26 protein-coding genes and 1 pseudogene are annotated in these 26,227 nt (G+C 72.1%); 13 read left to right on the top strand and 14 right to left on the bottom strand.

Annotated features, from left to right (window positions below; genetic code table 11):
* The 6 genes from ACFQE5_RS03550 to ACFQE5_RS03525 all read left to right on the top strand — a co-directional run.
* The coding region (locus tag ACFQE5_RS03550; RefSeq protein WP_379582699.1) for a class I SAM-dependent methyltransferase at positions 1–550 on the top strand (550 nt) is incomplete at its 5' end.
* Positions 551–697: 147 nt separating this feature from the next.
* On the top strand, positions 698–1,741 hold the full coding sequence (locus ACFQE5_RS03545; protein ID WP_379582697.1) for an NAD-dependent epimerase/dehydratase family protein: 1,044 nt from the start codon (positions 698–700) through the stop codon (positions 1,739–1,741).
* A gap of 126 nt (positions 1,742–1,867) precedes the next feature.
* Entirely contained in the window at positions 1,868–3,193 is a 1,326-nt protein-coding gene (locus ACFQE5_RS03540) for a GGDEF domain-containing protein (RefSeq protein ID WP_379582695.1), read from the top strand.
* Positions 3,194–3,261: 68 nt separating this feature from the next.
* Positions 3,262–5,211, top strand: a complete 1,950-nt coding sequence (dxs, locus tag ACFQE5_RS03535; RefSeq protein WP_379582693.1) for a 1-deoxy-D-xylulose-5-phosphate synthase — start codon at positions 3,262–3,264, stop codon at positions 5,209–5,211.
* Positions 5,211–5,876 carry a response regulator transcription factor gene (locus ACFQE5_RS03530; protein ID WP_379582691.1) on the top strand — a complete coding sequence of 222 codons (666 nt, stop codon included), beginning with the start codon at positions 5,211–5,213 and terminating at the stop codon, positions 5,874–5,876. The genes dxs and ACFQE5_RS03530 overlap by 1 nt, the downstream gene beginning before the upstream one ends.
* Before the next feature lie 3 nt (positions 5,877–5,879).
* A complete protein-coding gene (locus ACFQE5_RS03525) occupies positions 5,880–7,019 on the top strand; it encodes a sensor histidine kinase (protein ID WP_379582688.1) in 1,140 nt (379 codons plus the stop codon).
* A 640-nt stretch (positions 7,020–7,659) separates the two neighbouring features.
* On the opposite strand, the gene ACFQE5_RS03520 is transcribed toward ACFQE5_RS03525, so the two are convergent.
* From ACFQE5_RS03520 to ACFQE5_RS03510, 3 genes are all read right to left on the bottom strand, one after another.
* A complete protein-coding gene (locus ACFQE5_RS03520) occupies positions 7,660–8,889 on the bottom strand; it encodes an HRDC domain-containing protein (RefSeq protein WP_379582685.1) in 1,230 nt (409 codons plus the stop codon).
* Positions 8,890–8,891: 2 nt separating this feature from the next.
* Positions 8,892–9,545, bottom strand: a complete 654-nt coding sequence (locus tag ACFQE5_RS03515) for a response regulator (RefSeq protein WP_379583229.1) — start codon at positions 9,543–9,545, stop codon at positions 8,892–8,894.
* A 305-nt stretch (positions 9,546–9,850) separates the two neighbouring features.
* Positions 9,851–10,441: a DUF3000 domain-containing protein gene (locus tag ACFQE5_RS03510; protein WP_379582683.1), complete on the bottom strand. Its 591-nt coding sequence runs from the start codon at positions 10,439–10,441 to the stop codon at positions 9,851–9,853.
* A gap of 130 nt (positions 10,442–10,571) precedes the next feature.
* On the opposite strand from ACFQE5_RS03510, the gene hemE reads away from it, so the two are divergent.
* The 3 genes from hemE (at position 10,572) to hemQ (ending at position 13,955) form a co-directional block, all read left to right on the top strand.
* Positions 10,572–11,639, top strand: coding sequence for a uroporphyrinogen decarboxylase (gene hemE, locus ACFQE5_RS03505; RefSeq protein WP_379583227.1), 1,068 nt, complete (start codon positions 10,572–10,574; stop codon positions 11,637–11,639).
* 11 nt (positions 11,640–11,650) lie between these two features.
* A complete protein-coding gene (gene hemG, locus ACFQE5_RS03500; RefSeq protein ID WP_379582681.1) occupies positions 11,651–13,084 on the top strand; it encodes a protoporphyrinogen oxidase in 1,434 nt (477 codons plus the stop codon).
* 175 nt (positions 13,085–13,259) lie between these two features.
* A complete protein-coding gene (hemQ, locus tag ACFQE5_RS03495; RefSeq protein ID WP_379582679.1) occupies positions 13,260–13,955 on the top strand; it encodes a hydrogen peroxide-dependent heme synthase in 696 nt (231 codons plus the stop codon).
* Positions 13,956–14,095: 140 nt separating this feature from the next.
* On the opposite strand, the gene qcrB is transcribed toward hemQ, so the two are convergent.
* Entirely contained in the window at positions 14,096–15,802 is a 1,707-nt protein-coding gene (gene qcrB / locus ACFQE5_RS03490) for a cytochrome bc1 complex cytochrome b subunit (protein WP_379582677.1), read from the bottom strand.
* Positions 15,803–15,951: 149 nt separating this feature from the next.
* On the opposite strand from qcrB, the gene ACFQE5_RS03485 reads away from it, so the two are divergent.
* Positions 15,952–16,572, top strand: a complete 621-nt coding sequence (locus tag ACFQE5_RS03485; protein ID WP_379582675.1) for an L-threonylcarbamoyladenylate synthase — start codon at positions 15,952–15,954, stop codon at positions 16,570–16,572.
* 24 nt (positions 16,573–16,596) lie between these two features.
* Here the strand turns inward: ACFQE5_RS03485 and ACFQE5_RS03480 are convergent, their stop codons facing one another.
* Both ACFQE5_RS03480 and ACFQE5_RS03475 read right to left on the bottom strand, forming a co-directional pair.
* Positions 16,597–16,893 carry a MoaD/ThiS family protein gene (locus ACFQE5_RS03480; protein ID WP_379583225.1) on the bottom strand — a complete coding sequence of 99 codons (297 nt, stop codon included), beginning with the start codon at positions 16,891–16,893 and terminating at the stop codon, positions 16,597–16,599.
* Positions 16,894–16,898: 5 nt separating this feature from the next.
* Positions 16,899–18,014, bottom strand: coding sequence for a WD40/YVTN/BNR-like repeat-containing protein (locus ACFQE5_RS03475; protein WP_379582674.1), 1,116 nt, complete (start codon positions 18,012–18,014; stop codon positions 16,899–16,901).
* A 309-nt stretch (positions 18,015–18,323) separates the two neighbouring features.
* On the opposite strand from ACFQE5_RS03475, the gene ACFQE5_RS03470 reads away from it, so the two are divergent.
* Together ACFQE5_RS03470 and mftD are read left to right on the top strand one after the other, a co-directional pair.
* Positions 18,324–19,595, top strand: coding sequence for a hypothetical protein (locus ACFQE5_RS03470; protein WP_379582673.1), 1,272 nt, complete (start codon positions 18,324–18,326; stop codon positions 19,593–19,595).
* Positions 19,596–19,720: 125 nt separating this feature from the next.
* A complete protein-coding gene (gene mftD / locus ACFQE5_RS03465; protein ID WP_379582671.1) occupies positions 19,721–20,899 on the top strand; it encodes a pre-mycofactocin synthase MftD in 1,179 nt (392 codons plus the stop codon).
* A 64-nt stretch (positions 20,900–20,963) separates the two neighbouring features.
* Here mftD and ACFQE5_RS03460 read toward each other — a convergent pair whose 3' ends face one another.
* Positions 20,964–21,899, bottom strand: a complete 936-nt coding sequence (locus ACFQE5_RS03460) for an RluA family pseudouridine synthase (protein ID WP_379582669.1) — start codon at positions 21,897–21,899, stop codon at positions 20,964–20,966.
* A gap of 85 nt (positions 21,900–21,984) precedes the next feature.
* Here ACFQE5_RS03460 and ACFQE5_RS03455 point away from each other — a divergent pair, with 85 nt between their 5' ends.
* A complete protein-coding gene (locus tag ACFQE5_RS03455; protein WP_379582667.1) occupies positions 21,985–23,043 on the top strand; it encodes a threo-3-hydroxy-L-aspartate ammonia-lyase in 1,059 nt (352 codons plus the stop codon).
* Between the two features lie 35 nt (positions 23,044–23,078).
* On the opposite strand, the pseudogene ACFQE5_RS03450 reads toward ACFQE5_RS03455, so the two are convergent.
* The 7 genes and pseudogenes from ACFQE5_RS03450 to gvpJ all read right to left on the bottom strand — a co-directional run.
* Positions 23,079–23,351 (bottom strand): annotated as a pseudogene (locus tag ACFQE5_RS03450) (gas vesicle protein K); the annotation flags it as partial.
* Positions 23,348–23,530 (bottom strand): gas vesicle protein, encoded by a 183-nt coding sequence (locus ACFQE5_RS03445; protein WP_379582665.1) that lies wholly within the window; start codon positions 23,528–23,530, stop codon positions 23,348–23,350. The pseudogene ACFQE5_RS03450 and the gene ACFQE5_RS03445, both read right to left, overlap by 4 nt.
* Complete coding sequence (locus ACFQE5_RS03440; protein WP_379582663.1) at positions 23,527–24,300, bottom strand: GvpL/GvpF family gas vesicle protein; 774 nt, start codon at positions 24,298–24,300, stop codon at positions 23,527–23,529. Before ACFQE5_RS03440 ends, ACFQE5_RS03445 begins: the two co-directional genes overlap by 4 nt.
* Positions 24,293–24,721: a gas vesicle protein gene (locus ACFQE5_RS03435; RefSeq protein ID WP_379582661.1), complete on the bottom strand. Its 429-nt coding sequence runs from the start codon at positions 24,719–24,721 to the stop codon at positions 24,293–24,295. Before ACFQE5_RS03435 ends, ACFQE5_RS03440 begins: the two co-directional genes overlap by 8 nt.
* 84 nt (positions 24,722–24,805) lie before the next feature.
* Positions 24,806–25,036, bottom strand: coding sequence for a gas vesicle protein GvpG (locus ACFQE5_RS03430; protein WP_379582658.1), 231 nt, complete (start codon positions 25,034–25,036; stop codon positions 24,806–24,808).
* A 4-nt stretch (positions 25,037–25,040) separates the two neighbouring features.
* Positions 25,041–25,772, bottom strand: a complete 732-nt coding sequence (locus ACFQE5_RS03425; RefSeq protein WP_379582656.1) for a GvpL/GvpF family gas vesicle protein — start codon at positions 25,770–25,772, stop codon at positions 25,041–25,043.
* Entirely contained in the window at positions 25,769–26,227 is a 459-nt protein-coding gene (gene gvpJ, locus ACFQE5_RS03420) for a gas vesicle protein GvpJ (RefSeq protein WP_379582654.1), read from the bottom strand. Before gvpJ ends, ACFQE5_RS03425 begins: the two co-directional genes overlap by 4 nt.

Genomic DNA, 26,227 nt, shown 5'->3' with positions numbered 1-26,227 from the left:
GTGGGGCTGCGGGGGTGGGGCGAACGCCGTGGCGTTCGCCCCACAGGCACGGGAGTTCATCGGCGTCGACGTCTCCCCAGAGAGCCTGCGCGAATGCGAACGCCAGGTCGCGCGCGTCTGCGACACCCCGTTCCGCCCGGTCTTGATCGACGTCGCCGCGCCGGAAGCGGCCCTCGAGGCGATCCCCGGTCCGTGCGAGGCATTCCTGAGCTTCTACGTCTTCGAGCTCCTCCCGACCCCGGCCTACGGCGAGCGGATCCTGCGCATCGCCCACCGCCTGCTCGCCCCCGGCGGACTCGCGCTGATCCAGATCAAGTACGACACCGGGAGCTGGCGGACGAAGCCACGCGGGCGGTCCTACCGATTCGGACCGGCGGGCATGACCAGCTACCCCATCCCGGCGTTCTGGCAGCTCGCCCAGCGCTGCGGCCTGCGACCGGAGTACGTGCACCTCGTGCCCCGCGACGAGCTGGACGAACGCTACGCCTACTTCCTGCTGGTCAACACCGCGGAACCCGACGCGGGTCAGGCGCGGGGCCGTTCCGCATGACATCGACCGGCCACGGCTGCACCGCGGGGCCGCTGATCGTCGGGTACCCGCCGGCATCGCCGCCGACCGGTCCGGCCGCTCACCCGGCGGCGGGCCCTTCATCCGATGGCGCATCCGGTACGCGCCGTACTCCATCGAGGCTTGTCCATGTCTGATTCCCCCCTCCATGTCACCCCCTCCGAGCGGCCGCCCGGGCGGGAGTCTCCCGGGTCGCTGCGCTACCTGGTCACCGGCGGCGGCGGGTTCATCGGCCGTCATCTCATCGGTCGACTCGAGGCCATCGGCGCGCAGGTGCACGCCACCACCCGCGCGCAGCCACCGTCGACGCCGAGTGTGGGGTGGTGGCGGGTGGACCTGGCCGACCCGGCCGCGACGCAGCGGCTGGTCCACCAGGTGCGGCCTGACGTCCTCGTCCACCTGGCCAGCCGCGCCGAAGGCACCCGCGCCCTCGATGTCGTGGTGCCGATGCTCTACGACAACCTCCTCAGCACTGTCAACATCATGACCGCCGCCACCGCCGTGGCGGGCTGTCGTGTCGTGCTCGCCGGATCCGTGGAGGAGGCCGGCGCTGCGCCCGACGGGGTCGGCCCCCATTCCCCGTACGCCGCATCGAAGGTGGCCGCGACGACCTACGCCGCGCTGTTTCGGGACCTGTGGCGGCTCCCGGTGGTGGTCCTGCGCCTCGCGCACGTCTACGGCCCGGCGGAACCGAACACCCATCGGTTGCTGCCGTATGTCATCAACAGCCTGCTCGACGAGGTGGCCCCGGCGCTGAGCGGCGGTACCCGGCGGATCGACTGGGTCTACATCGACGACGTCGTCGACGCCCTGGTCGCCGCCGCGGTCGAGCCCGGTGCGCTGGGCAAGGTCATCGACATCGGCTCTGGGACGCTGGTGTCCATCCGGGAGATCGTCTCGATGGTCGCGGCCGCGATCGGCGCCGACGTCGAGCCCGGGTTCGGCCGCCAACCCGACCGCGCCCGGGAACGCGACCTGGTCGCTGACCCCGGTCTCGCCCATCGAGCCCTGGGCTGGCGGCCTCGGATCGGTCTGCGCACCGGGATCGAGCGCACCGTCGCCTGGCACCTCGCCCTCCGCGCGGCCGAGAGTGGCCCACGTTCCCCGTTCCCCGAACGCGGAGCAACCCCGCACGCGCCGTTTCCCCTCGCTCGCTCCCACTCTTCGGGGTAGGGCAATCACGATCCGTAATGCAGCGGTCGGTGAGTCCACTCACTCGGGCGATCGCTGTCGCGCTGACACCCGGGTCGGGTCTCTCTAGGCTCAGGTCCAATTGGAGAGCGACGGGGAGGGGGGCCGGTGGTTTCCGCGGTCTCGACCCTCGCCCCGTCGCAGGGCCGATCGACAGCCGTCCGCTGGCCGTTCGGGACGCTGCGCCCACTCGCGATCCTCCTGGTGGTCCTCGTCGAGGCCACGGCGATCGCGCTGCTCGCCCTCAGCGCGGCCGGGACCGAGGAGGCCAATGGGGCGCTCGGGCTCACCGCCCTCCTGCTCGCGCTGGGGATCGTGCACACCGAGATCGCGACCGGCATCGAGCGGATCCGTCGCCGATCGGCCGACACCTCCTATTTCGATCTCAGTTCGGTCTGGACGTTCGCCGCCGCGGTGCTGCTGCCGCCCACCTCGGCGGCCCTGGTCATCCTCGGCATCTACGCGCATCTGTGGTGGCGTGTCTGGCGGCCGGCGAAGGTGCCGCTCCACCGGCATCTGTTCACCACCGCCACGGTGCTGCTCGCAGCGCAGGCCGCGCACGCCGCCGTCGCCGGTTCCGGGGGCCTGCACGACGAGTCGGGGGGCGCGGCGGGGCTGGGCACGATCGTCCTGGCGGTGGTGGTCTACGCCCTGGTGAACACCGTGCTGGTGGCGCTGGCGATCGTGGCCAGCACCGGCCGGGTCGAGCGCGCCACCGTGCTGGGGCACGGGGACGACAACGTACTCGAGGTGGCGACGCTGTGCCTGGGTGCGCTCGCCGCGATCGTGCTGACCACCCGGCCGGTGCTGGTGGTGCTCGTGCTGCCGCCACTGCTGGTGCTGCACCGCTCCGTCCGCATCCGTCAACTCGAGACCGAAGCCAGCACGGATGCCAAGACCGGGCTGCTCAACGCCGCGGCCTGGCGAGCCCGCGCCGAGCAGGAGGTCCACCGGGCCCGGCGCGGCCGGGGCGCGTTCGCCATCCTCATCGCCGACCTCGATCACTTCAAGACCGTCAACGACTCCCACGGTCACCTGGTAGGCGACGAGGTGCTCGCCGCGGTCGCCGGTGCGCTGCGGGCCGAGGTGCGGGAGGAGGACCTGGTCGGTCGCTTCGGGGGCGAGGAGTTCGTGGTGCTGGTTCCCACGATGGCGCGCGACGGGAACGGGCGCCGCGAGCTGCACGCCATCGCCGAGCGGATCCGGCGCCGGATCGCCGCTGTGAGCGTCACCGTCGACACCCCGGAGGGCTCACGAAGACTCGCCGGGCTGACCATCTCGGTCGGCGGCGCGACGTCCGCTGCCGACGGCGCCGACCTCGACCGGATGCTCGCGAACGCCGACACCGCCCTCTATGCGGCCAAGAACGCTGGCCGCAACACGGTGCGCATCGCCGGACCGGCCGACGTCCCCGCGGCCCGGCGGGCCGGCTGAGGGACCCGCCGACCGCTCCGGCCTCGCGTCCTGCTGTCAGAAGATCCCCGCGGTCGTACAGTAGCCGCGTGAGCCTGTTGCGATCCGTCCGCGATCCAGCCGACCTCAAACGGTTCGGGCCGAACGAGTTGACCGAGTTGGCGGCCGAGATCCGCCGCTTCCTGGTCGCGAGCGTGTCCCGGACCGGTGGGCACCTCGGGCCCAACCTCGGTGTCGTCGAGCTGACCATCGCGCTGCACCGGGTGTTCGACTCGCCACGTGACACCCTCGTGTGGGACACCGGCCATCAGGCCTATGTGCACAAGATGCTCACCGGCCGCCGGGAGGGCTGGGACCGGCTCAAGAAGACCGGCGGGCTGTCCGGGTACCCCAGCCGCGCCGAGAGCGCGCACGATATCGTCGAGAACAGCCACGCCTCGACGTCGCTGTCCTGGGCCGACGGGTTGGCTCGCGCCTACGCCCTGACCGGCCAGCGCCGCCATGTCGTCGCGGTGATCGGTGACGGCGCGCTCACCGGAGGCATGGCCTGGGAGGCGCTCAACAACATCGCGGCCAGCAAGGATCGCAACATCGTCATCGTCGTCAACGACAACGGCCGCTCCTACGCGCCCACGATCGGCGGCCTCGCGGACCGGCTGGCCACGCTGCGGCTGCAGCCCGGCTACGAGCGCATCCTCGATGCGGGCAAGCAGGCACTGCGCGGCACACCGGTCGTCGGGGACACGATCTACGCCGGGCTGCACGCGATCAAAGCCGGGATCAAGGACGCGGTCAGCCCGCAACGGCTGTTCTCCGACCTCGGGCTGAAGTACTTCGGGCCGGTCGACGGACATGACATCGCAGCGATGGAGTCGGCGCTGCGCCGGGCCCGCTACTTCGGGGGGCCGGTGATCGTGCACGCCGTGACCCGTAAGGGCAACGGCTATCCGCCCGCGGAGAACGACCAGGCCGAGCAGATGCACAGCCCGGCGGCGTTCGACCCGGAGACCGGCCTGCCGATCGGGCCGCCGCAGCGGGGCTGGACGAGCGTGTTCGCCCAGGAACTGGTGTCGATCGGCAAACGGCGCAAGGACATCGTCGCGATCACTGCCGCGATGCTCGGGCCGACCGGCCTCGCGCCGTTCGCCGAGGCCTACCCCGACCGCTGTGTCGACGTGGGGATCGCCGAACAGCACGCCCTGACCTCCGCAGCCGGCCTCGCCCAGGGTGGCCTGCACCCCGTCGTCGCGATCTACTCGACGTTCCTCAACCGGGCGTTCGACCAGCTGCTCATGGACGTGGCGCTGCACCGCCACGCCGTCACCCTGGTCCTCGACCGGGCCGGGGTCACCGGAAACGACGGGCCCTCGCACAACGGGATGTGGGATCTTTCGGTCCTCGGCATCGTTCCCGGAATACGGGTCGCGGCCCCGCGCGACGCGGCGACGCTGCGCGAGGAGCTGGCCGAGGCGGTCGCGGTCAAGGACGGCCCGACCGCGTTGCGCTTCCCGAAGGGGCCGGTGATCGAGTCGGTGCCGGCGGTGCGGCGTATCGAGGGGGTCGACGTGCTCGTGGACCCCCCTGAGAGCGAGCCGCCGTCGGTCCTTCTGGTCTGTGTCGGCGTGTTCGGCGAGCTGGGGGTTGCCGCCGCGGAGCGCCTGGCCCGCCAGGGCGTCGGGGTCACCGTGGTCGACCCGCGCTGGGTGCTTCCCGTTCCGGAGGTGCTCGTCGAGCTCGCCCGCGCACACCGGCTCGTCGTCACGGTCACCGACAACGGACGGCACGGGGGATTCGGGTCGGCGCTGGCGGATGCGCTGCGCTCCGCCGAGGTCGACGTTCCGCTGCGTGACCTGGCGCTGCCGCAGCAGTTCCTCGAGCACGGCAACCGGGCCGATGTGCTGGCGATGGTCGGGCTGACCGGGCAGGACGTCGCCCGCCGGGTGACCGAATGGGCCGCGGCGGTGGCCGGCTGCAAGATCGGCTCGCCGGAGCCGGGTGTGACCGAGCCCGCGACCGAACCGGAGGAGCAGTCGCGCTGATGCGCGTGCTGATCGTCGAGGACGAGCGGGCCCTGGCCGACGCGATCGCCCGCGGGCTGCGTCGGGAGGGAATGGCCGTCGACATCGCCTACGACGGGTCGAGCGGGCAGGAGAAGATCGCGGTCACCCGCTACGACGTGGTCGTCCTCGACCGCGACGTGCCCGGGCTGTCCGGCGACGAGCTGTGTGCCGAGGTCGTCTCGTCGCCGACGACCACCCGGGTGCTCATGCTGACCGCGAGCGGCACCCTGGCCGACAAGGTCGACGGCCTGTCCCGCGGCGCCGATGACTACCTGGCCAAGCCGTTCGACTTCCCGGAGCTGGTCGCCCGGCTGCGGGCGCTGGCCCGCCGGGCCACCCCCGCCATGCCGCCACTGCTGGTGGCGGGTGATCTCGAGCTCGACCCGGCCCGGCGCACGGTCCACCGGGCCCAGCGCCCGGTGGAGCTGACCCGCAAGGAGTTCGGCGTGCTGGAGGTGCTGCTGGGCGCGAGCGGCGCCGTGGTCAGCAGCGAGGAGCTGCTGGAGCGGGTCTGGGACGAGAACGCCGACCCGTTCACCACCACCGTCCGGGTCACCGTCATGACCCTGCGCAAGAAGCTCGGCGAACCTGCGGTGATCGAGACCGTGGTCGGTGCGGGCTACCGGGTTCCGGCCGCGGGGTAGGCCGTGGACAGGCCGCAGCGTTCGCGGTGGCGCCGCTACGGGCTTCGGCCCCGGCTGACGCTGCTCGCGACGGTGCTCGTCGCGTCGGTCAGCGGGCTGTTGCTGTGGCTCGGCTGGTTGCTCGTCGGTGGGGTGGCCCGCGCGGTGCCCGCGCTTCCTCCGGGGAGCACGGTGCGGGTGGGTCACCTCGACGTCCCTGCCGAGCAGGTGAGCGAGGCCATCGGTGCGGCTGCCCGGGCCGAGGTGCTGAGAGCGGGGCTGATCGCGTTCCCGATGGTCGTGGCGGCCGCGGGGCTGGTGTCGTGGGTGCTGGTCGGTCGGGTGCTGGCGCCGCTGCACGCCATGACGGCCACCGCCCGGCGGTTGTCGGCGGAGTCGCTGGACGAACGAACCGGACTGCGCGACGCCCGCGGCGAGGTCGCCGAGCTTGCCGCCGGGTTCGACGCGATGCTCGACCGGCTGCAGGCGGCGTTCGACGCGCAGCGCCGCTTCGTCGCCAACGCCGGTCATGAGCTGCGCACCCCGCTGGCCGTGCTGCACACCGAGGTGGACGTCACACTGGCCGACCCGGATGCCGAGGTCGCGGAGCTGCGCCGGATGGGCGAGGTGGTGCGGGCGGCCGCGCGGCGCGCCGACGCCCTCGTCGGTGGGCTGCTGCTGCTTGCGCAGACCCAGGGCGGCGAGCGGATCGAGCACCGTCCGGTGGACCTTGCCGAGCTGGCCCGGGCAGGGGTGGCGACCGCGGCGAAGGACGCGGCCCTGCGCGGCCTTCGGGTGCGCCTGCACGGGTGCCCGGCCCCGACGACCGGCGACCAGGTGCTGCTCGAGCGGGTGGTCGGCAACCTGATCGAGAACGCGGTCCGGCACAACGTGACCGGTGGCTGGGTCGAGGTCTGCACCGCCATCGGGACCGACGGCCGGGCCGAGCTACGGGTGGCCTCCAGCGGTCCGGAGATCGCGCCCGACGCGGTGGCGGAGCTGTTCGAGCCGTTCCGGCGCGGGCCCCGCGAGCGAACCGCGGAGGTGCCCGGTTCCGGACTCGGCCTGTCGATCGTGCGGGCCGTGGTGGCGGCGCATGGAGGCAGCGTGCGCGCCGAACCCGTCCCCGGCGGTGGACTCACGGTGACCGTCCGGCTCCGCTAACCCGCGAGTCGGGGTATTTCCGTCCGCGAGTCGCGGTATTTCCGTCCGCGAGTCGGGGTATTTCCGTCCGCGAGTCGGGGTATTCGCGCGGTCGACTCGCGGGCAGCCGACCGGTGGGACGTGGTGGTGTGCCGAGACGGGCACCGGCAGCCCAGCTTCGTGCGAGCTGTCGCAGCCGCTCGAAGCTGTCCGGCCGACATCGGCCCGCAGCTGGGCCGACTTCTCGTCACCGATCCGGTTCAGATCAACCCGGCCAGTCGTCTGCGGCTCCATCGCGGTCGACGGCAACCGGGTGCAGGCGAGGTCCTCCGTCGCGGCGGAGCCGGAACGTCCGACGGCCCGCTGCCTCAGCGATCGTCGAGGACGAGGTAGGCCGTCCGGCCGGACGCAGAGCTGTTGGTGCGCATCGTAGGCCCTCAGTGACTGCGGGTGGCTCGTTCAGCGAGGCACGAGGACCAGTGGTGAGCCGCTATCGAGCACGGGTATCGAGCCGAGCCACGACCGGGAACGGCGACGCAGAGCGAATTCCGGCCGGAGCCTGGGCCGTCCCGATTCGCGCACGGAGATACCGCGACTCGCGGACGGAAATACCCCGACTCGCGGACGGAAATACCGCGACTCGCGGGGAGGGACGGGCGGGTCAGGCGCGGGCCTGCAGGGCCTGCTCCAGCAGGGGAGCGGCGAGGTCGATCTGCCAGGGCCGGGCGCCGCCTGCGTTCAGCGCCGCCGCGACATCGCCATCGGCCGGCGGACTCCAGCAGACGCGGCGTAGCAGGTCCGGCTGCACCAGGTTCTCCACGGGGACCGACCGTTCCTGGCTGAGCGTGGCGAGCGCGGCGCGGGCCGCCGCCAGGCGGGCCGCGGCGTCGGGATCGCGGTCGGACCAGCGTGCCACCGGCGGAGGGCCGTCGCTGGGCGCGGTCGGGCGGGGCAGCTGATCGTGAGGCAGCGCGGCTGCGTCGGCGAGCGCGGTGAACCAGTAGTCCGTCAGTCTGCGTTGCGACCGTCCCCGGAACACCGGCAGCGCCGCCAGCGCCTGTGGCGACCCCGGCGCGGCAAGCGCCGCCTCGACGATCGCGGTGTCGGGCAGCACTCGGCCGGGGGCGACGTCGCGCTCGGCGGCCAGCCGGTCGCGGGCCTGCCAGAGGGACCGCACCCCAGCCAGCAGGCGAGGCTTGCGGATCTTGTGGATGCCCGATGTGCGCCGCCACGGCTCGGACCGGGGGGGCGGCGGCGGCGCGGTCCGGATGGCCTCGAACTCCTGCTCGGCCCATTCGAGCTTGCCCTGTTCGGTGAGCAGCCCGATCAGCGCGTCACGCAGCTCGAGCAACACCTCGACGTCGAGTGCGGCGTAGACCAACCAGTCCTCGGGTAGTGGGCGGCGCGACCAGTCGGCGGCACCGTGGCCCTTCTCCAGACGCAGCCCCAGCAGCTGTTCGACCAGTGGGCCGAGGCCCACCCTCGGCAACCCGGTGAGCCGGCCCGCGAGTTCGGTGTCGAACAGCCGAGTGGGGACCAGCCCGGCCTCGGCCAGGCACGGGAGGTCCTGGGACGCGGCATGCAGAACCCACTCCGGCTCCCGCAGCGGCGAAGCCAGCAGGGAGAGGTCGCTGCCGAACGGGATCGGGTCAACGAGGGTGGTGCCGGCCCCGTCCCGGCGCAGTTGCACCAGGTAGGCGCGTTGCGAGTAGCGGAAACCGGACGCCCGTTCGGCATCGACGGCGACCGGACCCCTGCCCGCAGCGAGTTGCTCCGCCGCCCGGCGCAGCTCCCCGTCGGCGGTGACGACCGACGGCAGCCCATCCGCCGGTCGGAGCAGCGGAATCGGTTCCGCCGCTGCCGTGGCGGTGCGATCGGAAGCGCGGTTCAAAATCAGCGGATGACCCCGGCCCGCATCGCCAGCGCGACCATCTGCGCGCGGTCACCCGTGCCGAGCTTGCGGCCGATCCGCGAAAGGTGGCTCTTGACCGTGAGCGCCGACAGGTTCAGGGCCTCGCCGATCTCCTTGTTCGACTGCCCGTCCGCCACCAGTTGAAGGACCTCGACCTCGCGTGCCGACAGCTCGCGCGGCGTGTTGTCGGTGCCGGGTACCCGGGTGCCCGTGGCGAGCAGCGGTGCGACGGTCGGGTCGGCATAGACGCCGCCGTCGAGCACCCGTTTGACGCCGTCGGTCACGACCGATGGGGAAGCGGACTTCAGCAGATACGCCTGGGCGCCGGCCTGGAAAGCCGAGCGAACGGCGTACGGGTCGTCCGAGGAGGCCAGCACCACCAGCCGGGTCCAGCCCATCGCGCGCAGCTCGGTGACGAGATCCAAGCCGCTGCCGTCCGGCAGGCTCAGATCAAGGATCGCGAGGTCGCAGGGCCCGTTGGCTTGCGCTCGGGCCCGGGCCTCGGCCACCGAGGCGGCCTCGTGCACCGTACCTGCCCCCATCGAGCGCAGCCGCGCGGCGATCGCCTCACGCAGCAGTGGGTGATCGTCGACCACCAGCACAGAGAACAACTCTTCCCGCGGATGCGGGACCATGGCGGGCGACAGCACGGCCCCAGTTGAGCTCCGTACAGGTGCGCCCTGGCCAACAACGGCCACGTCCTTTACCTCCCTGGAGTCGGTCGTTGCCCCCCGACCGGCACCAGATCCTCGGCCGACCGAGAGTTGCGCCCGACCGCTCGAGGAGGTGTCGTGGAGGAAAGCCTAGCCCCCCAAGCGGTCTAACGTCGTGTATCCGATCGAACTTCTGCGGGTGAAAGTTACAACGTTGTCGACCTCTCGCTACACGAACGGGTGATCTGTCGTCGCTGTTTGCAACGAAACCGCAGGTAGGCGCGTGCTTACCCCGGTCGCGATGTGAGCGGTCGAACGTCCACCGGGGGTAGGCCGGCCGCGGAAGTGACCAATGCGTAGAACGCCTCGGCGTGTCGGCCGAGGGCCGTCGGGTCGTCCGTCGGGGTCCAGGACGCCCGGATCTCCAGGTCGTCGGACCGGGGGCCCGCGATGTCGCCGAACCGAACCGAGGACGCCTGCGTCACCGTCCCGCCGAGCGCGGAGTGGGCGGCGCCGGAGTGGGCGAGGGCTTCGGTCAGCCAGGACCATCCGATCTCCGGCAGCAGGTCGTCGCGGGGTTGTTCGGGTTCCAGCCGCGCCTGGACGAAGCAGACCAGCCGGAAGGTGCCCGCCCACCGGTCCTGCCCGGCCGGATCGTGCAGGAGGATGAGCGTGCCGAACGTGTCGGGCGCGTCGAGGTCGTCCTGGCCGTCGCCGCGATGCCCGATATCGGCCTCGACGCGCAGTGCCCATGAATGGGGCGCCAGCCGTGGGGGGGCGTCCAGCACGGCGGTCACGAGTTCGGGTCTGGGCCGGACGGCGGACAGCGACGCAACCGCTCGGCGGAACGAGGGTGGAGGGGCGGTCGCTTCGGACACGAGCGGGGACTCTAGGTCGCAGATCGGGCGCCCGGGGACAGGCGCGCCGGGATCCGCTCGGACATCCCCAACAGTCGCATGGGAGGATGGTGGAGCCATGGCTGCCCTCTCCGACTCCGTCCTCCCGCCAATGGTCGTCCCCGCCGTGAACGTCGACGAATCGCCGCGACGCGATCTCACCACCGCACCGTTCCTGGTGGCCGCCCGTGGCGGCCGGCCGTCGCGGTTGCCGGTGTGGTTCATGCGCCAGGCGGGCCGGTCGCTTCCGGAGTACCGCGCGTTGCGCGCCGACACCGGAATGCTCGAGGCCTGCTCGACTCCCGACCTGGTCTGCGAGATCACCCTGCAGCCGGTGCGCAGGCACCGGGTCGACGCGGCGATCCTGTTCAGCGACATCGTCGTTCCGCTGGCCGCGGCCGGTATCGGCGTCGATATCGTGCCCGGTATCGGGCCCGTCGTCGCCAACCCGGTGCGCACCGCGGCTGACGTCGCACGGCTGCCGACGCTGCACCCGGAACAGGTCGCGCCGGTCACCGAGGCGATCGGGCTGCTGCTCGCGGAGTTGGGGGAGACGCCGCTGATCGGCTTCGCCGGCGCACCGTTCACGCTCGCCTCCTACCTCGTCGAGGGTGGGCCGAGTCGGCACCACGAGCGCACCAAGGCGCTGATGTACTCGGCTCCCGAGGCATGGCATGCGCTGTTGGCCGGGCTCGCCGAGCTCACCTCGACGTTCCTGCGGGCTCAGGTCGCGGCAGGCGTCGATGCGGTCCAGTTGTTCGACTCCTGGGCCGGGGCGCTGTCCGAGCGGGACTACCGGGAGTACGTCCTGCCGCATTCGGCCGCCGTGCTGCGCGGGCTCGCTGATGCGGGGCTGCCGCGGATCCACTTCGGGGTGGGCACCGGCGAGTTGCTGGGCGCGATGGCCGAGGCCGGCGCCGATGTCATCGGAGTCGACTGGCGGGTCCCACTCGACGTCGCCGCCCACCGCACCGGTAGCGCGTGCGTGGTGCAGGGCAACCTCGATCCGGCGGTCCTGTTCGCCGACCGCGAGTCGATCGACGCCCAGGTCCGGCGGGTGGTGAACGAGGGCCGCCGCGCGCCGGGGCATGTGTTCAACCTCGGTCACGGAGTGTTGCCGCAGACCGATCCCGATGTCCTGACCCGGGTGGTCGATCTGGTCCATTCGCTGCCCGTTTAGTGGCCGCTGGCATGCGAGTCGCGGTTCTCGGTGGCGGGATCTCCGGTCTGGCGGCCGCGCATCGGCTGCGTGGGTTGCTGGGCCCCGCCGCGACGATCATCGTGCTGGAGCGCGCCGCTCGGCTGGGCGGCGTGCTGCGCACGGTCGACCTCGCGGGCGTCCCGTTCGACGTGGGCGCCGAGGCGTTCCTCGCGCGTCAGCCGGAGGTCCCGGCGTTGCTCGCAGAACTCGGCCTCACGGCGGCGCTGGTGCACCCGGGGGCTGCCGTGCCCACCATTCGCGCAGACGGCCGCACCAGGCCGTTGCCCACCGGCACGTTGCTCGGGGTGCCGACGAGTGCGGCCCGGTTGGACGGCGTGCTCTCCCCGGCCGGACTCGCCGCCGTCGCCGCCGAACCCGACCGCCCGCTGTGCTGGGAACCCGGGGGCGACACCTCACTGGGCGGCCTGCTGCGCGACCGGTTCGGCGACGAGGTCGCCGACCGGATCGCCGATCCGCTGCTCGGCGGCGTCTATGCCGGACGCGTCGACGGCCTGGGCCTGCGCGCCACGATCCCCGCGCTGGCCGCCGCCCTCGATGCCGGCGCCCCCTCCGTCACCGCCGCCGCCGACTCCGCGAGTCGCGGTATTCCCGTGCGCGAGTCGGGGGATTTCCGCGACCGAGTCGCCTCCGGCCCGGTGTTCGGGGCCCTGCGCGGGGGCTACCGCGTGCTCCTCGAGGCCCTCGCGTCGGCCTCGGGGGCCCGGATCCGGCTGAACACCACCGCGCGGGGCCTGGAACGCACCGCAACCGGCTGGTGGCGGATCGTGCTCGGTCCGACCACCGCGCCGGAGATCCTCGAGGCCGACGCGGTGGTGCTGGCCGTTCCGGCACCCGCCGTGCGTCGGCTGCTCAAGGGCGTCGTGCCTGCCGCTGCCGCCGCGGCTGGTCAGATCGACCTTGCGTCGTCGGTGGTCGTCGCGCTGGCCTACCGGGCGACCGACATCACCACGCGGCCGTCGGCGTCCGGTGTGCTCGTCGCGGCCGGCGAGCGGTTGTCGATCAAGGCGGCCACGTATTCGTCGGTCAAGTGGGGGCACCTCGCTCCGGAGGCAACCGACGGATTGGTCCGGCTGCGGGCGTCGCTCGGCCGGTTCGGGGAGACGACGGCGCTGCAGGTCGACGACGCCGAACTGGTCGCCCGCGTCCGCGCCGATCTGGCGACGCTCGCCGGTATCACCGCCGAACCCGTCGCCGTGCACGTGCAGCGGTGGGGTGGTGGGCTGCCCCAGTACGCGGTCGGCCACGGTGCGCGGATCGCGGCCGTCGAGGCCGCGGTCGCGGGGGTCCCCGGGCTGGCGGTGGCGGGATCGGCGCTGCACGGCGTCGGTGTTCCGGCCTGCGTGCGGACGGCCCGGGCAGCGGTCGAGCGGGTCGTGGCGCGGCTGGCCGAGCCCGCCCAGTAGGACACCCCGACTCGCGCACGGGAATACCCCGACTCGCGCACGGGAATACCCCGACTCGCGCACGGCAATACCCCGACTCGCGCACGGCAATACCCCGACTCGCGCACGGGAATACCCCGACTCGCGGGGGGTGGCGGGCGGTCCGTGGGGAGGAGGGGCGTGGCAGCATGGAGCCATGGCGCGGCTGAACTACAACGAGCTCAACGAGACGATCCGGTACACCATGTGGTCGGTCTTCCAGGTCCAACCCGGGAGGCTGGGAGAGGACCGTGCCGAGGCCGCGTCGCAGGCGGAGGAGTTCCTGGACGCGCTGGCGGGCAAGGGTGTCGTCGTCCGTGGGGTCTACGACGTGGCCGGCCTGCGCGCCGACGCCGACTTCATGATCTGGTGGCACGCGGAGAACATCGAGGCCTTGCAGGCGGCCTACGCGGATCTGCGCCGCGCCACGGCGCTCGGCCGGGCCTCGGTCCCGGTGTGGAGCCAGGTCGCGCTGCATCGCCCCGCCGAGTTCAACAAGAGCCACATCCCGGCGTTTCTGGCCGGGGAGGACGCCCGCCGCTACGTCTGTGTGTACCCGTTCGTGCGCTCCTACGACTGGTATCTGCTGCCCGATGACCAGCGGCGCAAGATGCTCGCCGAGCACGGAGCCATGGCGCGCGGCTACCCCGATGTCCGGGCGAACACCGTGCCGGCCTTCGCCCTCGGTGACTACGAGTGGATCCTCGCGTTCGAGGCGGACGAGCTGCACCGCATCGTCGACCTCATGCGGCATCTACGCGGTGCGGAGGCCCGCCTGCACGTGCGGGAGGAAGTGCCCTTCTACACCGGCCCACGGGTGGAGATCCGCGATCTCATCGCCACCCTGCCCTGATCGGGTGCCGGGTCCGGACGGGAGCGCGTGACAGGTTTCCGGAGTGGGCCGTCTTCGAGGACGTCGCGCCACCCGAGGGCGCCAGGCCGGGCGACGCGATGCGCTGACGAGCGCGCCGTGCGAGGGCAGCGCGGCGGCGATCAGTCGGTGGGTTCCTTCGGCCGGCCGTCCCCGGGCTGCCCGGCCAGCGCGCGACGCTCCTGCTCGACGGCCTCCCGCTCCTGGGCGGCGCGTTCGCGCACGGCGACCTCGGCGCTGGCCTCCTCCTCCCGGGCCCGGTCCAGGGCCGCGCTCTCCCCGGCCGGATCGGGGAACAGCAGCGAGCCGGACACCGGGGCGCCCGCCAGGCCGAGCTGGTTCATCCGCTTGGGGACCGGGGCACCCTGGTACTCCAGCGGGATCGGGTGGCCGTGCGAGTCGGTCCCCGCGAGCGGCTGGTGCACCTCGATGAACTCGCCGTGCGGAAGCCGTCGGATCATGCCGGTCTCGATGCCGTGCTCGAGCACCGCCCGGTCGGATCGCTGCAGCCCGATGCAGATCCGGTAGGTCACCCAGTAGACGATCGGCGGCACGATCAGGACGCCCAACCGGCCCGCCCAGGTGGTGGCGTTGAGCGAGACGTCGAAGAAGTACGCGATCACGTCGTTGGCCCCGCTCAGTACCAGCACGCCGTAGAACGCGATGGCCATCATGCCCAGCGCGGTTCGCACCGGCGCGTCGCGGGGCCGCTGCAGCAGGTTGTGCAGCGCGGTGTCCTTGGTGAACCGGCGCTCGATCGCCGGATACGCGGCGGCGAGCACGTAGAGTACCGGGAGGAAGGCGGGACTGGCCCAGAACGCCGGTGGGATGACGTAGTTGCCGAGATGGATGTCCCACGGCGGGAAGATCCGCAGCATTCCCTCGGTGAACAGCACGTACCAGTCGGGTTGGGAGCCTGCCGAGACCTCCGCCGGGTCGTAGGGCCCGAAGTTCCAGATCGGGTTGATCTGGAAGATCCCGCCCATGATCGCGATGACGCCGGTGGTGGCGGCGAAGAACGCCCCGCCCTTGGCCGCGAACGCAGGCAGGATCCGGATACCGACGACATTGTTCTCGGTACGGCCGGGACCGGGAAACTGTGTGTGCTTCTGATACCAGACCAACCCGATGTGCACGGCGATCAGCGCGAGCAGCAGCCCGGGAATCACCAGCACATGCACGATGTAGAAGCGCGAAATGATGATGTCACCGGGAAAGTCGCCGCCGAAGACGGCCCAGTGGATCCACGTTCCGACGACCGGGATCGAGAGAATGAACCCGGAGGCGATCCGCAGGCCGGTCCCGGAGAGAAGGTCATCGGGCAGCGAATAGCCGGTGAAGCCCTCGAAGAACCCCAGGAACAGCAGCAGGATCCCGAGCAGCCAGTTGGACTCCCGCGGTTTGCGGAACGCGCCGGTGAAGAACGTGCGACACATGTGGGCGACCATCGCGGCCACGAACAGCAGGGCCGCCCAGTGGTGGACCTGCCGCACGAAGAGCCCGCCGCGGACGTCGAAGGAGATGTTCAGGGTGCTCTCGTAGGCCCGGGACATGTGCAGGCCGCGCAGGTCGTCGACCACGCCGTGGTAGGTGACCTCGGTCATCGAGGGGTCGAAGAACAGCGCCAGATACGTCCCCGACAGCAGCAGCACGATGAAGCTGTACAGCGCGATCTCGCCCAGCATGAACGACCACTGCGTCGGGAAGACCTTGTTGAACTGCCGGCGCATCCCCGCTGCGAGGCGATACCGTTGATCGAGTCCGTCGAGGCCGCGTCCGGCCCTTCCCGGTCCGCCGGAAGGTGCGGTGGGCGTCGTGATCGCGCTCATGCTCATCGTCTCCTGGAGACGGACGCTGGCTCCGACAATGGCCGTTCTACATCACGTAGTAGTGGGACACAACCGGCAGCGCGAAAATCTGCGCGGTTTGCTCTCCTTGTCGTGTCCCTGCCGGTGCGATCGGCCCCTAAGCTCCCCTCATGGCGCGGTATTTCGATGTGCATCCCGTCGACCCGCAGCGACGCGTGATCGGGAAGACGGTCGAGCTGGTCCGCGAGGGCGGTCTCATCGCCTACCCCACGGACTCCTGCTTCGCCCTCGGTTGTCAGCTCGGCAATGCCGACGGGCTCAAACGAATCCGCGAGATCCGCAACCTGGACGACAAGCACCACTTCACCCTGGTGTGCCGGGACTTCGCCCAGCTCGGGCATTTCGTTCACGTGAGCAACACGGTGTTCCGGTTGATCAAGGCGTCGACGCCGGGCAGCTACACGTTCATCCTGCCCGCGACGAAGGAGGTACCGCGCAGGCTGCTGCATCCGAAGAAGAAGACGGTCGGGGTGCGGATCCCCGACCATCGGGTCGCCCAGGCGCTGCTCGCCGAGCTCGGCGAGCCGCTGCTGTCCTCGACGTTGCTGCTGCCGGACTCCGCGGAGCCGCTGACCCAGGGCTGGGAGATCAAGGAGCGGCTCGACGGTGCGCTCGACGCCGTCATCGACTCCGGAGACTGCGGCGTCGAGCCCACCACGGTGATCGACTTCTCGGGGTCGGAACCGGAGGTCGTCCGCCGCGGGGCGGGCGACCCGGCCCGGTTCGAGTAGCCGCCGACGAGCCGTCGCGGTCATTCAGCCGCCGGCCATCGCCCCGACGATGAGGAACGGCTCCCGGCCCGCCACGACGGCCTCGGGCAGCGGCGTGTCCGGTGGGTCGTGGGAGAGGTCCTGCTCGCACGCGAAGAACCGGACGAACGGCCGGCGCCGCAGCGTGCCGTGGTCGCGGACGGTTCCGCGCAGCACCGGGTAGCGGATCTCCAGGGCATCCAGGACGGCCCGCTGGGTCGGGGAACCCTCGATCGCGAGATCCACGGGGCCGGTGACGCGCGCCAGCGTGCGCAGATGCTGTGGCAGCACCACCCGGATCACGGTGCTCATCGCAGCGTCTGCACCTCCACGCTCAGCACCGCGGGGAGGTCCCGGACGATCGGCGTCCAGCTGTCCCCGGCGTCGGCGGAGACGTACACCTGGCCACCGGTGGTGCCGAAGTAGATGCCGCAGTCGTCGAGGGAGTCGACGGCCATCGCGGCGCGCAGCACGTTGACGTAGCAGGTCTGCTGCGGGAGGCCTGTGGTCAGCGGCTCCCACTCGTCGCCGCCGGTACGGCTGCGGTAGACGCGCAACCGACCCTCGGGCGGGAAGTGGTGCGAGTCGCTGGTGATCGGGACGACGTAGACGGTGTCCGGCTCGTGCGCGTGCACGGCGATGGGGAACCCGAAGTCGGTCGGCAGATTGCCGCTGATCTCCCGCCAGGACTCGCCGCCGTCGTCGCTACGCATGACGTCCCAATGCTTCTGCATGAACAGCACGTCCGGGCGTGCCGGGTGCATCGCCAGGTTGTGCACGCAGTGGCCGACCTCCGCGTCCGGGTCGGGGATGCCCTCGGAGACCAGTCCGCGGTTGACCGGCCGCCAGGTCTTGCCCGTGTCGTCGCTGCGGAACACCCCGGCCGCCGAGATGGCCACGACGATCCGTCCGGTGTCGCGGGGGTCGAGGACGATCGTGTGCAGACACATCCCGCCCGCGCCCGGCTGCCACCTCGACCCGGAGCCGTGACCGCGCAGCCCGGGTAGCTCCTGCCAGGTCCGTCCCCCGTCGACGGAGCGGAACAGCGCGGCGTCCTCGACTCCCGCATAGACGAGGTCCGGATCGGTCGGAGCCGGTTCGAGGCGCCACACCCGCGCGAACTCCCAGGGATGGGGGGTGCCGTCATACCACTGGTGGGTGCCCGGGGCGCCGTCGTAGCCGAACTCGTTGCCGACCGGGGCCCAGCTCGCGCCGCCGTCGTCGGAACGCTGCACCACCTGTCCGAACCAGCCGCTCGTCTGCGAGGCGTAGAGCCGGTCGGGGTCGGCGGGCGAGCCCGCAACGTGATAGATCTCCCACCCCGGGAAATGTGGGCCCGCCACCTCCCAGTGCCGGCGCTTGCCGTCCGAGCTCAGGACGAACGCGCCCTTGCGGGTCCCAACGAGAACGCGCACTCCGCTCATCAGTGACCTCCAGCGTCTCGTCGACCTGCTGGCAGCAGGCCTGTCGAGGGTAGGACCGTCGGCGGCCTCCGGACTCATCGCAGGCGCCGCGGATCGGTGGCCGGTTCCGGCTGCGCCGCCGTGCCCTGACCGGTCGGCTGCGAACCCGGGCGCGGTAACCTGCTGGTTCCACGACGCCGGATCGCAGCTCCCCACCGCCACCCGTGCGTCCCGGCTCAGCTCGACCGGGCGGGGCAGGTGCGATCGCGCGAGCAGTTTCGGAGGGACGCCGTGGTGCGAGACACAGGGCCTGGTTCCGATCCGGGTGAGATGGCCGATCTGTGGGCCGACGTGACCCCGCTGCGGCCCACGCGCTCCGAACCGCCGGAGCCGCCTGCCGCGTCGGCCCCGGTGGACGAGGTCCTGCTCGGCGTGGTGCGCCGGCTGCGCGCCCGGGCCGAGAGTCAGGCGGTGCTCGCCGAGCGGCTGCGCAGCAACGAGACGCGGCCCGGCGCGCTGGCCGACCTCGCCGCGCTCGGTGCCTCGCTGCGCGGCATCCGCCGCGACAGCGAGACCCTGCTGGCGCTGAGCGGCGCGGCCGCCGGATCGGCGGCGGGCGGGGCGGTGCCACTCGCCGATCTGTTGCGGGAGGCGGTGTCGGCCGCGGACGAGCCGGGGCGGATCGTGGTCGCGCCCCCGGCGCAGGCTGCCGTGGTGGCGCCGACGTCGGGCGGTCTGGTCCTGGTGCTCGCGGAGCTGCTGGGGCAGGCGACCGCCAGTCGCTCACCGGGGGCTCGGATCGAGGTGGTGAGCCGCCGCAGCGGTGACGGTGGGCTGGTGGTCGAGGTGTTCGCACCGGGGGCCGGGCCGGCGCCGGACGAGGCGGCGGATCTCGAACGCGGGCTCACCACCGGACTTCCGGAGGGACCGCTGGCCGCAGAACGGATCGGCGTGTTCGTGGCCGCGCGACTGGCGCACAGCTGCGGCCTTCGGGTGGGCCTGGTGCCCGACCCGGGCGTCGAGGCACCGCTGGGCCTGGCGCTCGTCGGGGCCGTGCACTGCCCGTCCCGGCTGCTCGGCGACCGGGGTCCGGCTCGGTCCGTCGAGCCGGACCGCCCGCATGTCGAGCGTTCGTTCGACCCGCCGCCGGCGGCCCGCGGTGTCGACGAGCTGTTCGGTCCGCTGGACGAGGTCGCGCCGCAACCTGCCGACGACCTGTCCGACACCCCGATCTACGCGGCCGTCGCGTCGGCGTGGTTCGAGCGGCCGAACCGCTCCGGCGGCCGCCGCGGCCGCGGTGCGGAGCCCCTCGACTGGAGCTCCCAGGGCGACGCCGAGTGGCGCGCAGCCGCGGAGCGCGCGAGCCGCGCGGACCAGGTGTCGTCGCTGACCTCCAGCGGTCTGCCGCGGCGTCGGCCGGGTCAGCAGATGGTGGCCCCGCCGCGGCGCGCGGCGACGACCGCACACGTGGGGGCGGCCGACCGGGCCCCGGACCTCGTGCGGATGCGGCTGGCCTCCTACCAGCGCGGGCTGCAGGAGGGGCGGCACCGGGCGGTGGATCCGGACTCGCCCGACTTCGCCGCTTCCCCGCCGGACGACTGACCTCGACGATCGGGTAGGTACGGGACCGGCCCGATCGGGCACAGTGACGCGGTGATTGTGACACCGAGTGCCGAAAAAGGTAGCCTTCCTCGCGACGTGCCGGCGGGAGCTGCGAGGGGACAGGGATGGCAAGCAGCAAGGAGTGGTTCGAGACGGTCGCCGAGGCGCAGCGCCGGGCCAAGAAGCGGCTGCCCAAGTCGGTGTACCTGGCGCTGGTCGCGGGCGCCGAACAGGGCCTCACCCTGAGCGACAACGTGAACGCGTTCAGCGAGCTGGGGCTGCGGCCGCATATCGCGGACCTGCCGCGGACCCGGGACCAAGCCACCACGGTGCTCGGCCAGGACATCTCGTTCCCGGTGATCATCTCGCCGACGGGGGTGCAGGCCGTGCACCCGGAGGGCGAGGTCGCCGTCGCCAGGGCCGCCGCCGCGGCGGACACGGCGATCGGGTTGAGCTCGTTCGCCAGCCGGTCGATCGAGGACGTGGCCGCGGTCAACCCGAAGACGTTCTTCCAGATGTACTGGGTCGGTTCGCGCGAGGTGATCCTGGCGCGGGCCGAGCGCGCCAAGAAGGCCGGGGCGAAGGCCCTGATCATCACGCTGGACTGGACGTTCGCCACCCGGCGCGACTGGGGCAGTCCGCTGATTCCCGAGCGGCTCGACCTGAAGGCGATGCTCCGGTTCGCGCCGGAGGGGATCATGCGGCCGCGGTGGCTGCTGGACTTCGCGCGTGCCGGGCGGCTGCCGGACCTCACAACGCCGAACCTCGCGCTGCCCGGCCAGCCCGCGCCGACGTTCTTCGGTGCGTACGGCGAATGGATGGGAACCCCCCTGCCGACCTGGGAGGACATTGCCTGGCTTCGCCAGCAGTGGGACGGGCCGTTCGCGATCAAGGGGATCATCCACCCCGACGACGCGCGGCGGGCGGTCGACGCCGGTGCCACGGCGATCTCGGTGTCCAACCACGGCGGCAACAACCTCGACGGCACGCCGGCGTCGATTCGGGCGCTGCCGGGCGTCGTCGACGCCGTGGGCGACCAGGTCGAGGTGCTGCTGGACGGGGGCATCCGGCGGGGCAGCGATGTGGTGAAGGCGCTGGCCCTGGGCGCGAAGGCGGTGCTGGTCGGGCGCGCCTACCTGTGGGGGATGGCCGCGGGTGGCGAGGCCGGCGTCAGCAACGTGCTGCAGATCCTGCGCAGCGGCATCGACGAGGCCCTGCTCGGCCTCGGCCGGGCGTCGATCCACGAGCTGGTGCGTGACGACCTGCTGATCCCGGAGGGCTTCACCCGGATGGCGAAGCCCTGACGGACCGTGTCGTGGCGTTCGCAGTACCAGGTGCGGCGGGTATCGGTGGTCGGCGGCGCCGCCGTCAGGCGGCGGCCAACCAGTCCGCATGGGACGTCCACGCCTGCAGCGACAGCCGTGTCCGGAACCGCCGCGGCGTCCCGCTGATCGGATCGGTGAACTCGAGGGCCGCGGCCAGCAGCTGCAGCGGACGGCTGTAGTCGTCGAGGGCCTTGTCGCGCAGCACCGGGTAGAAATGATCGCCCAGGATCGGCACGCCCAGTCCGGCCATGTGCACGCGCAGCTGGTGGGTGCGGCCGGTGGCGGGGGTGAGCCGGTAGCGGCCCAGCCCGTCGCGCCGCGCCAGCAGCTCGACGGTGGTCTCGGCGTTCGGCGGGCCCGGCACCTCCTGCGCGGTGAGCACGCCGCGCTGCTTGACGATCCGGCTGCGGACCGTCCGGGGCAGCGCGAGGGACGGGTCGTGCGGGGCGATGGCCTCGTAGGTCTTGCCGACCCGGCGGTCGCGAAACAACGTCTGGTAGGCGCCCCGGTGTTCGCGGCGGATCACCAGCATCAGCAGGCCCGCTGTCATCCGGTCCAGCCGGTGCGCCGGGCTCAGGTCGGGCAGGTCGAGCTCCCGGCGCAGCCGCACGAGAGCGGTCTCCAGGATGTGGCGGCCGCGCGGGATCGTCGCCAGGAAATGCGGCTTGTCCACCACCAGCAGGTTCTCGTCGCGGTGCACGATGCCGATCTCGAACGGGACCGGCGGCTCGTCGGGCAGGTCGCGATGGAACCACAGGAACATCTCGGGGACGAACGGCGCGTCCGGGGCCACCGGGCCGTCCAGTCCGACGATCCGCCGTTCGTGCAGCATCGCGTCGATCCGGGCCGGGGAGACGCGGGGGAGCCGGTCGACCAGGTGATCGCGCATCGTCGCCCATGGACCGTCCGCGGGCGTCCGGAGCCGGACGGCGTCGAGGCCGTGCCGCTGGGGCAGCGGCGACCGGAGCTTGCGCCTCATCGGCCGCGAGCCTACTCGGCGCGCCCAGACGGTGATCGGCTCGGGCCGCTACCCTCGGCCGGACGACGCCGGGAAGGGAGACACCGTGACCGATGCGCGTCCCGTCCCCACGTTCGCCGACGTCACGGACGCGGCGCGGATCCTCGCCGGGATTGCGCACCGCACCCCGGTGCTGACCTCCCGCACCCTCGATCGGCGCACCGGCGCCCGGCTGTTCCTCAAATGTGAGAACCTGCAGCGCGCCGGGGCGTTCAAGTTCCGGGGTGCCTACACCGCGCTGTCCCGGCTGGACGCGCAGGAGCGCCGGGCCGGGGTGCTGACCTACTCCTCGGGCAACCACGCCCAGGCCATCGCGCTGGCCGGGCGCGAGCTCGGCATCCCCGCGGTCATCGTCATGCCCACCGACGCGCCCGCCGCGAAACTCGCGGCCACCCGTGGCTACGGCGCCGAGATCGTCAGCTACGACCGGTACACCGCCGACCGCGAGACGCTCGGCGCCGCGCTCGCCCGCGACCGGGGTTGCGCACTGATCCCGCCCTACGACCATCCCGACGTCATCGCCGGGCAGGGCACCGCCACCCTCGAGCTGCTCGACGAGGTCGGTGAGCTCGACGCGCTGTTCGTCTGCCTCGGTGGGGGTGGGTTGCTGGCCGGGGCGACGCTCGCGGCGCGCGCCCGATCGCCGCGCACCCGGATCTACGGGGTGGAGCCCGCCGCGGGCGACGACGGGCAGCGCTCGCTGCGCACCGGCACGATCGTGCACATCGACGTGCCGCGCACCATCGCCGACGGCGCGCAGACCCAACACCTCGGACACTACCCGTTCGCGATCATCCGCGACGGCGTCGACGACATCCTCACGGTCTCCGACGACGAGCTCGTGGACTGCATGCGGTTCTTCGCCACCCGGATGAAGCTGATCGTCGAACCGACCGGCTGCCTGGCCCTCGCCGGCGCCCTGGCGCAGGCCGGTCGGCTCGCGGGGCAGCGGGTCGGGGTGATCGTCAGCGGCGGGAACATCGACCTGGACCGGTTCGCCCGCCTGACCGCCCCGGGCGAGGACGTCGACCCCCGGTGTCACGCCGTCGGCACGTCCGGCACCGCCGGGCCGCCGGGGTCGTCGCGGGCCGCATCGGGTTCCTGATCGCGGACCGGCTCCGGTGCATCGACGGGCGGGGGGAGCAGCGGACCGAGCGGACCGAGGTCGAGGTTGAGATCCTCGGGGCGGAGCCCGAAATGCTCCCGCAGCTCGCTCATCGCCTCCTCGAGCCGCATCAGGCCGAGCCCGAGCCGCTCCACCGTCTCCTCCGGCAGGTCCCCGGCGTCCACCCGGCGCAGCGCCTGGCGCTCCATCAGCTGGCGGATCAGCTCCACGAGGGTGAGGACCAGCCGACCGAGGTCGCGGGCCACCGACTCGGGGTCGGTCGCGATGCGAGCGGGCAGCCGGGTCACTCGGGGTCCCCGTCCACCAGCGTCTGGACCGAGCTGATCAGCGCACGCAACGAGATATGCACCAGGTCGACCTCGGCGAGTGCGATGGTGAGCTCGCCGGTGATCACGACGCCGCCGGCGAGCAGCCGATCGAGGATGTCGACGAGGGCGACCTGGTCGGCGGTTCCGGCGAGTGTCACACCTGCTCCACGGTGGCGAACGAGTACGGCGCCCAGGGGCCGGTGAGCTCGAGCCTCAGTCCGGGCGCCCCCTGCCGCTCGACCCGCCCGCGCACGGCCGCCTCCCCGGCGTGGTCGACGAGGTAGGCGGCGTTGAGCACCATCTCGTCGCGGCATCCCGTCAGCTGCGGGTCCTGGGGCGGGTAGTGCCGGCTCGCGACGGTGAGCCGGGAGAGTTCCTCGTGCAGTTGCCCGGCCGCATCCACGGCCGACCGGCGCGCCTCGGCGGCCCGGTCACGGGCGGCCCGGCGCTGCATCAGGTAGGCCCGGCCTGCCCCGGTTCCGCTCGGAACCGACGGCTGCTGCTCGGCGGCGTGCCGATCGGCGGACGGCGGGATGACGAATGCCTTCACCCCCCATTCGGTGCGCCCGCGGATCCGGTCGAGCACGGCGCCGAACGCGGCTGCCCGCTGGTCGAGCATCGTCCGCAGGTTGGCGTCGTCGAGATAGACCGTGGCCAGCCGCACCGGCGCGACCGAGTGGCGGCGAGCCAACGCATCGACCACGGTGTGGTGCGCGCGGGCGGTGTCGGCGAGCCAGCCGAGATCCTCCAGATTGCGCGGCAGGGCTTCGTCGCCGAACTCGGCGGTGTCGACCGAGCTGACCACGGCCACCAGCGCCCCGGACCCGACGGCGCGCAGTGGTGCTCCGCTGACCCCGGCGATCCCCGGAAGGGCCGCGGCGAGACCGGCATCGCCGATCGCGTACACGTACACCGCGTCGTCAGGCATCGTCTGCGCGCCTGGGCTCGGCTCGCTCGGGGTCCGGTGCGGCCCGCTTGGTGCGTGCCTGTTCGGGCGCCCGTCGCCGCCCCGGCCTGGCCCCGTCCCGATCGCCGGCGCGCGCCTCGAGGGCCTCGATCCGCCGCCGGAGCCGCCGGTTCTCGCCGGCGAGGTCGGGCCGTCCCGAACTCAGAAACGAGTCGCGCTCCCACCAGTCGATACCGATCTCCCGGGCCTTGTCGACCGAGGCGACCAGCAACCGGATCTTGATCGTCAGCAGCTCGATGTCGAGCAGGTTGACCCGGATGTCCCCGGCGATGACGATTCCCTTGTCGAGGACGCGCTCGAGGATGTCGGCCAGGTTGGCCGACTCCGGTCGGCGCGCCGTGGTGGTGGCCTGGCCCGGGACCGGTAGTCCCCCCCGCGTCATCGGACCTCACCTCTGCTGGCGGAGCATTGTGCCGCTACGCCGTACTGTGCTTCCGCTTTCTGCTGTGCGTCCACTCCGTGCAGATCACTCCCTGCGGTACATCAGCCGCTGCAGCAGTTCGTTCTCCAGCTCGGCGCACTCGTTCTCGGAGAGCTCGCCGGTGCGGCGTGCCTCGTCGATCTGCTCCAGCTGGGTCCGGATCCGCGCCGGGTCGTAGTACTGCTCCTGCGCCTGCTCGTGGATCCGTTTCGCCAGCCACAGGACCCCCCGCAGCGGGCTCAGCGGCAGGCCGAGCAGCCCGGTCAGCAGCCCCATCGGCTCACTCCCGTGGGACGAAGTCGTATGGGGCCAACGGGCCGAGCAGCCGCAGCCGCATTCGTCCGGCCTGCTCGCGACCCAGGTCCTCGACCGCGTCCTCGAACTCCCGCTGGCGGGCGCGTTCCACCAGGAAGGCCGCGTTGATCACGTCGTCGGGGTTGGCCGGCTGGTTGGCGACGACGTCGTCGACGGTCGGCCGCAGTCGCTCCACCATGGCCACGGCGTCGTCCTGGCGCCGCCGCTCGAGCTCTCCGACGATGAGCTCACCGAGCCGGACGCGGTCGTAGTACGCAGCGTCCTCGGGCAGCTCGCGGACCGTCTCGTGCAACTCCCGGATCTGCGAGTCCTCTTCGAGGATCTCGCGCAGCACCGCGTCCTGTTCGTAACGACCCTTGAGCGTGAACTGCGTGCGGCCCTCCAGCCCGGCCAGGATCTCCACGAAGTGGTCGTGGTGCGGCTCGAGGAGCTCCGCCACCACGCCCTGCTCGTCGACGACGGCGGGGAACCGCAGCGGCAGGACGCCGGCGGTCGCCGCCACGGCGTCGAGCACGGACTCGTGAGCGACCAGGTCGTCGCGGGTGCCCAGCGGGCGTTCGGTGGGCACATCGCTGACGATCGCGGCGAGCTTCCCGTGCGTGATCGTCGAGATGGTGCCCGACGGGCCGAGTCCCGTGAGCCCGTCCGGAATGGCGGTGTCCGCCGCCACCAGTCCGTACACATAGGTGGGGATCATTCTTCGCGCTCCCGGGCACGCTGTCGCGGTCGCCGCCGCGGCGCCTCCTCGAACTCCTCGGACTCCTCCGGTTCCTGCCGGATCCCGTCGAGAACGTCTCCGATCTTGTCGGCCGCGGCCTCGATCATTCCCGCGGTCTTGCCTTTGGCGCCGGCCTTCATCCCACCTTCGGTGACGCCCTGGACGACGTCGGTGAGGCCTTTGCCGCCCTTTTCGTAGAGGTCCAGCCGGTTGGTCGCCTCGGCGAACCGCAGGTAGGTGTCGACGCTGGCCACGACCACGCGGGCGTCGATGGTCAGGATCTCGATCCCGATCAGCGAGACCCGGACGAACACGTCGATGACCAGGCCCTTGTCGAGGATGAGCTCGACGACGTCCGCGAGGCTGCCCCCGCGGCCACCGGAGGAGGCGCGCTCGACGTGGCCGCCGCCGCCCGACACGGTCGCTATCGACAT

The sequence above is a fragment of the Pseudonocardia hispaniensis genome (assembly GCF_042658695.1).
Lineage (GTDB): Bacteria > Actinomycetota > Actinomycetes > Mycobacteriales > Pseudonocardiaceae > Pseudonocardia > Pseudonocardia hispaniensis.
Note: the sequence above shows the minus strand (reverse complement) of the source record. Positions and strands in the feature narration are given on the sequence as shown.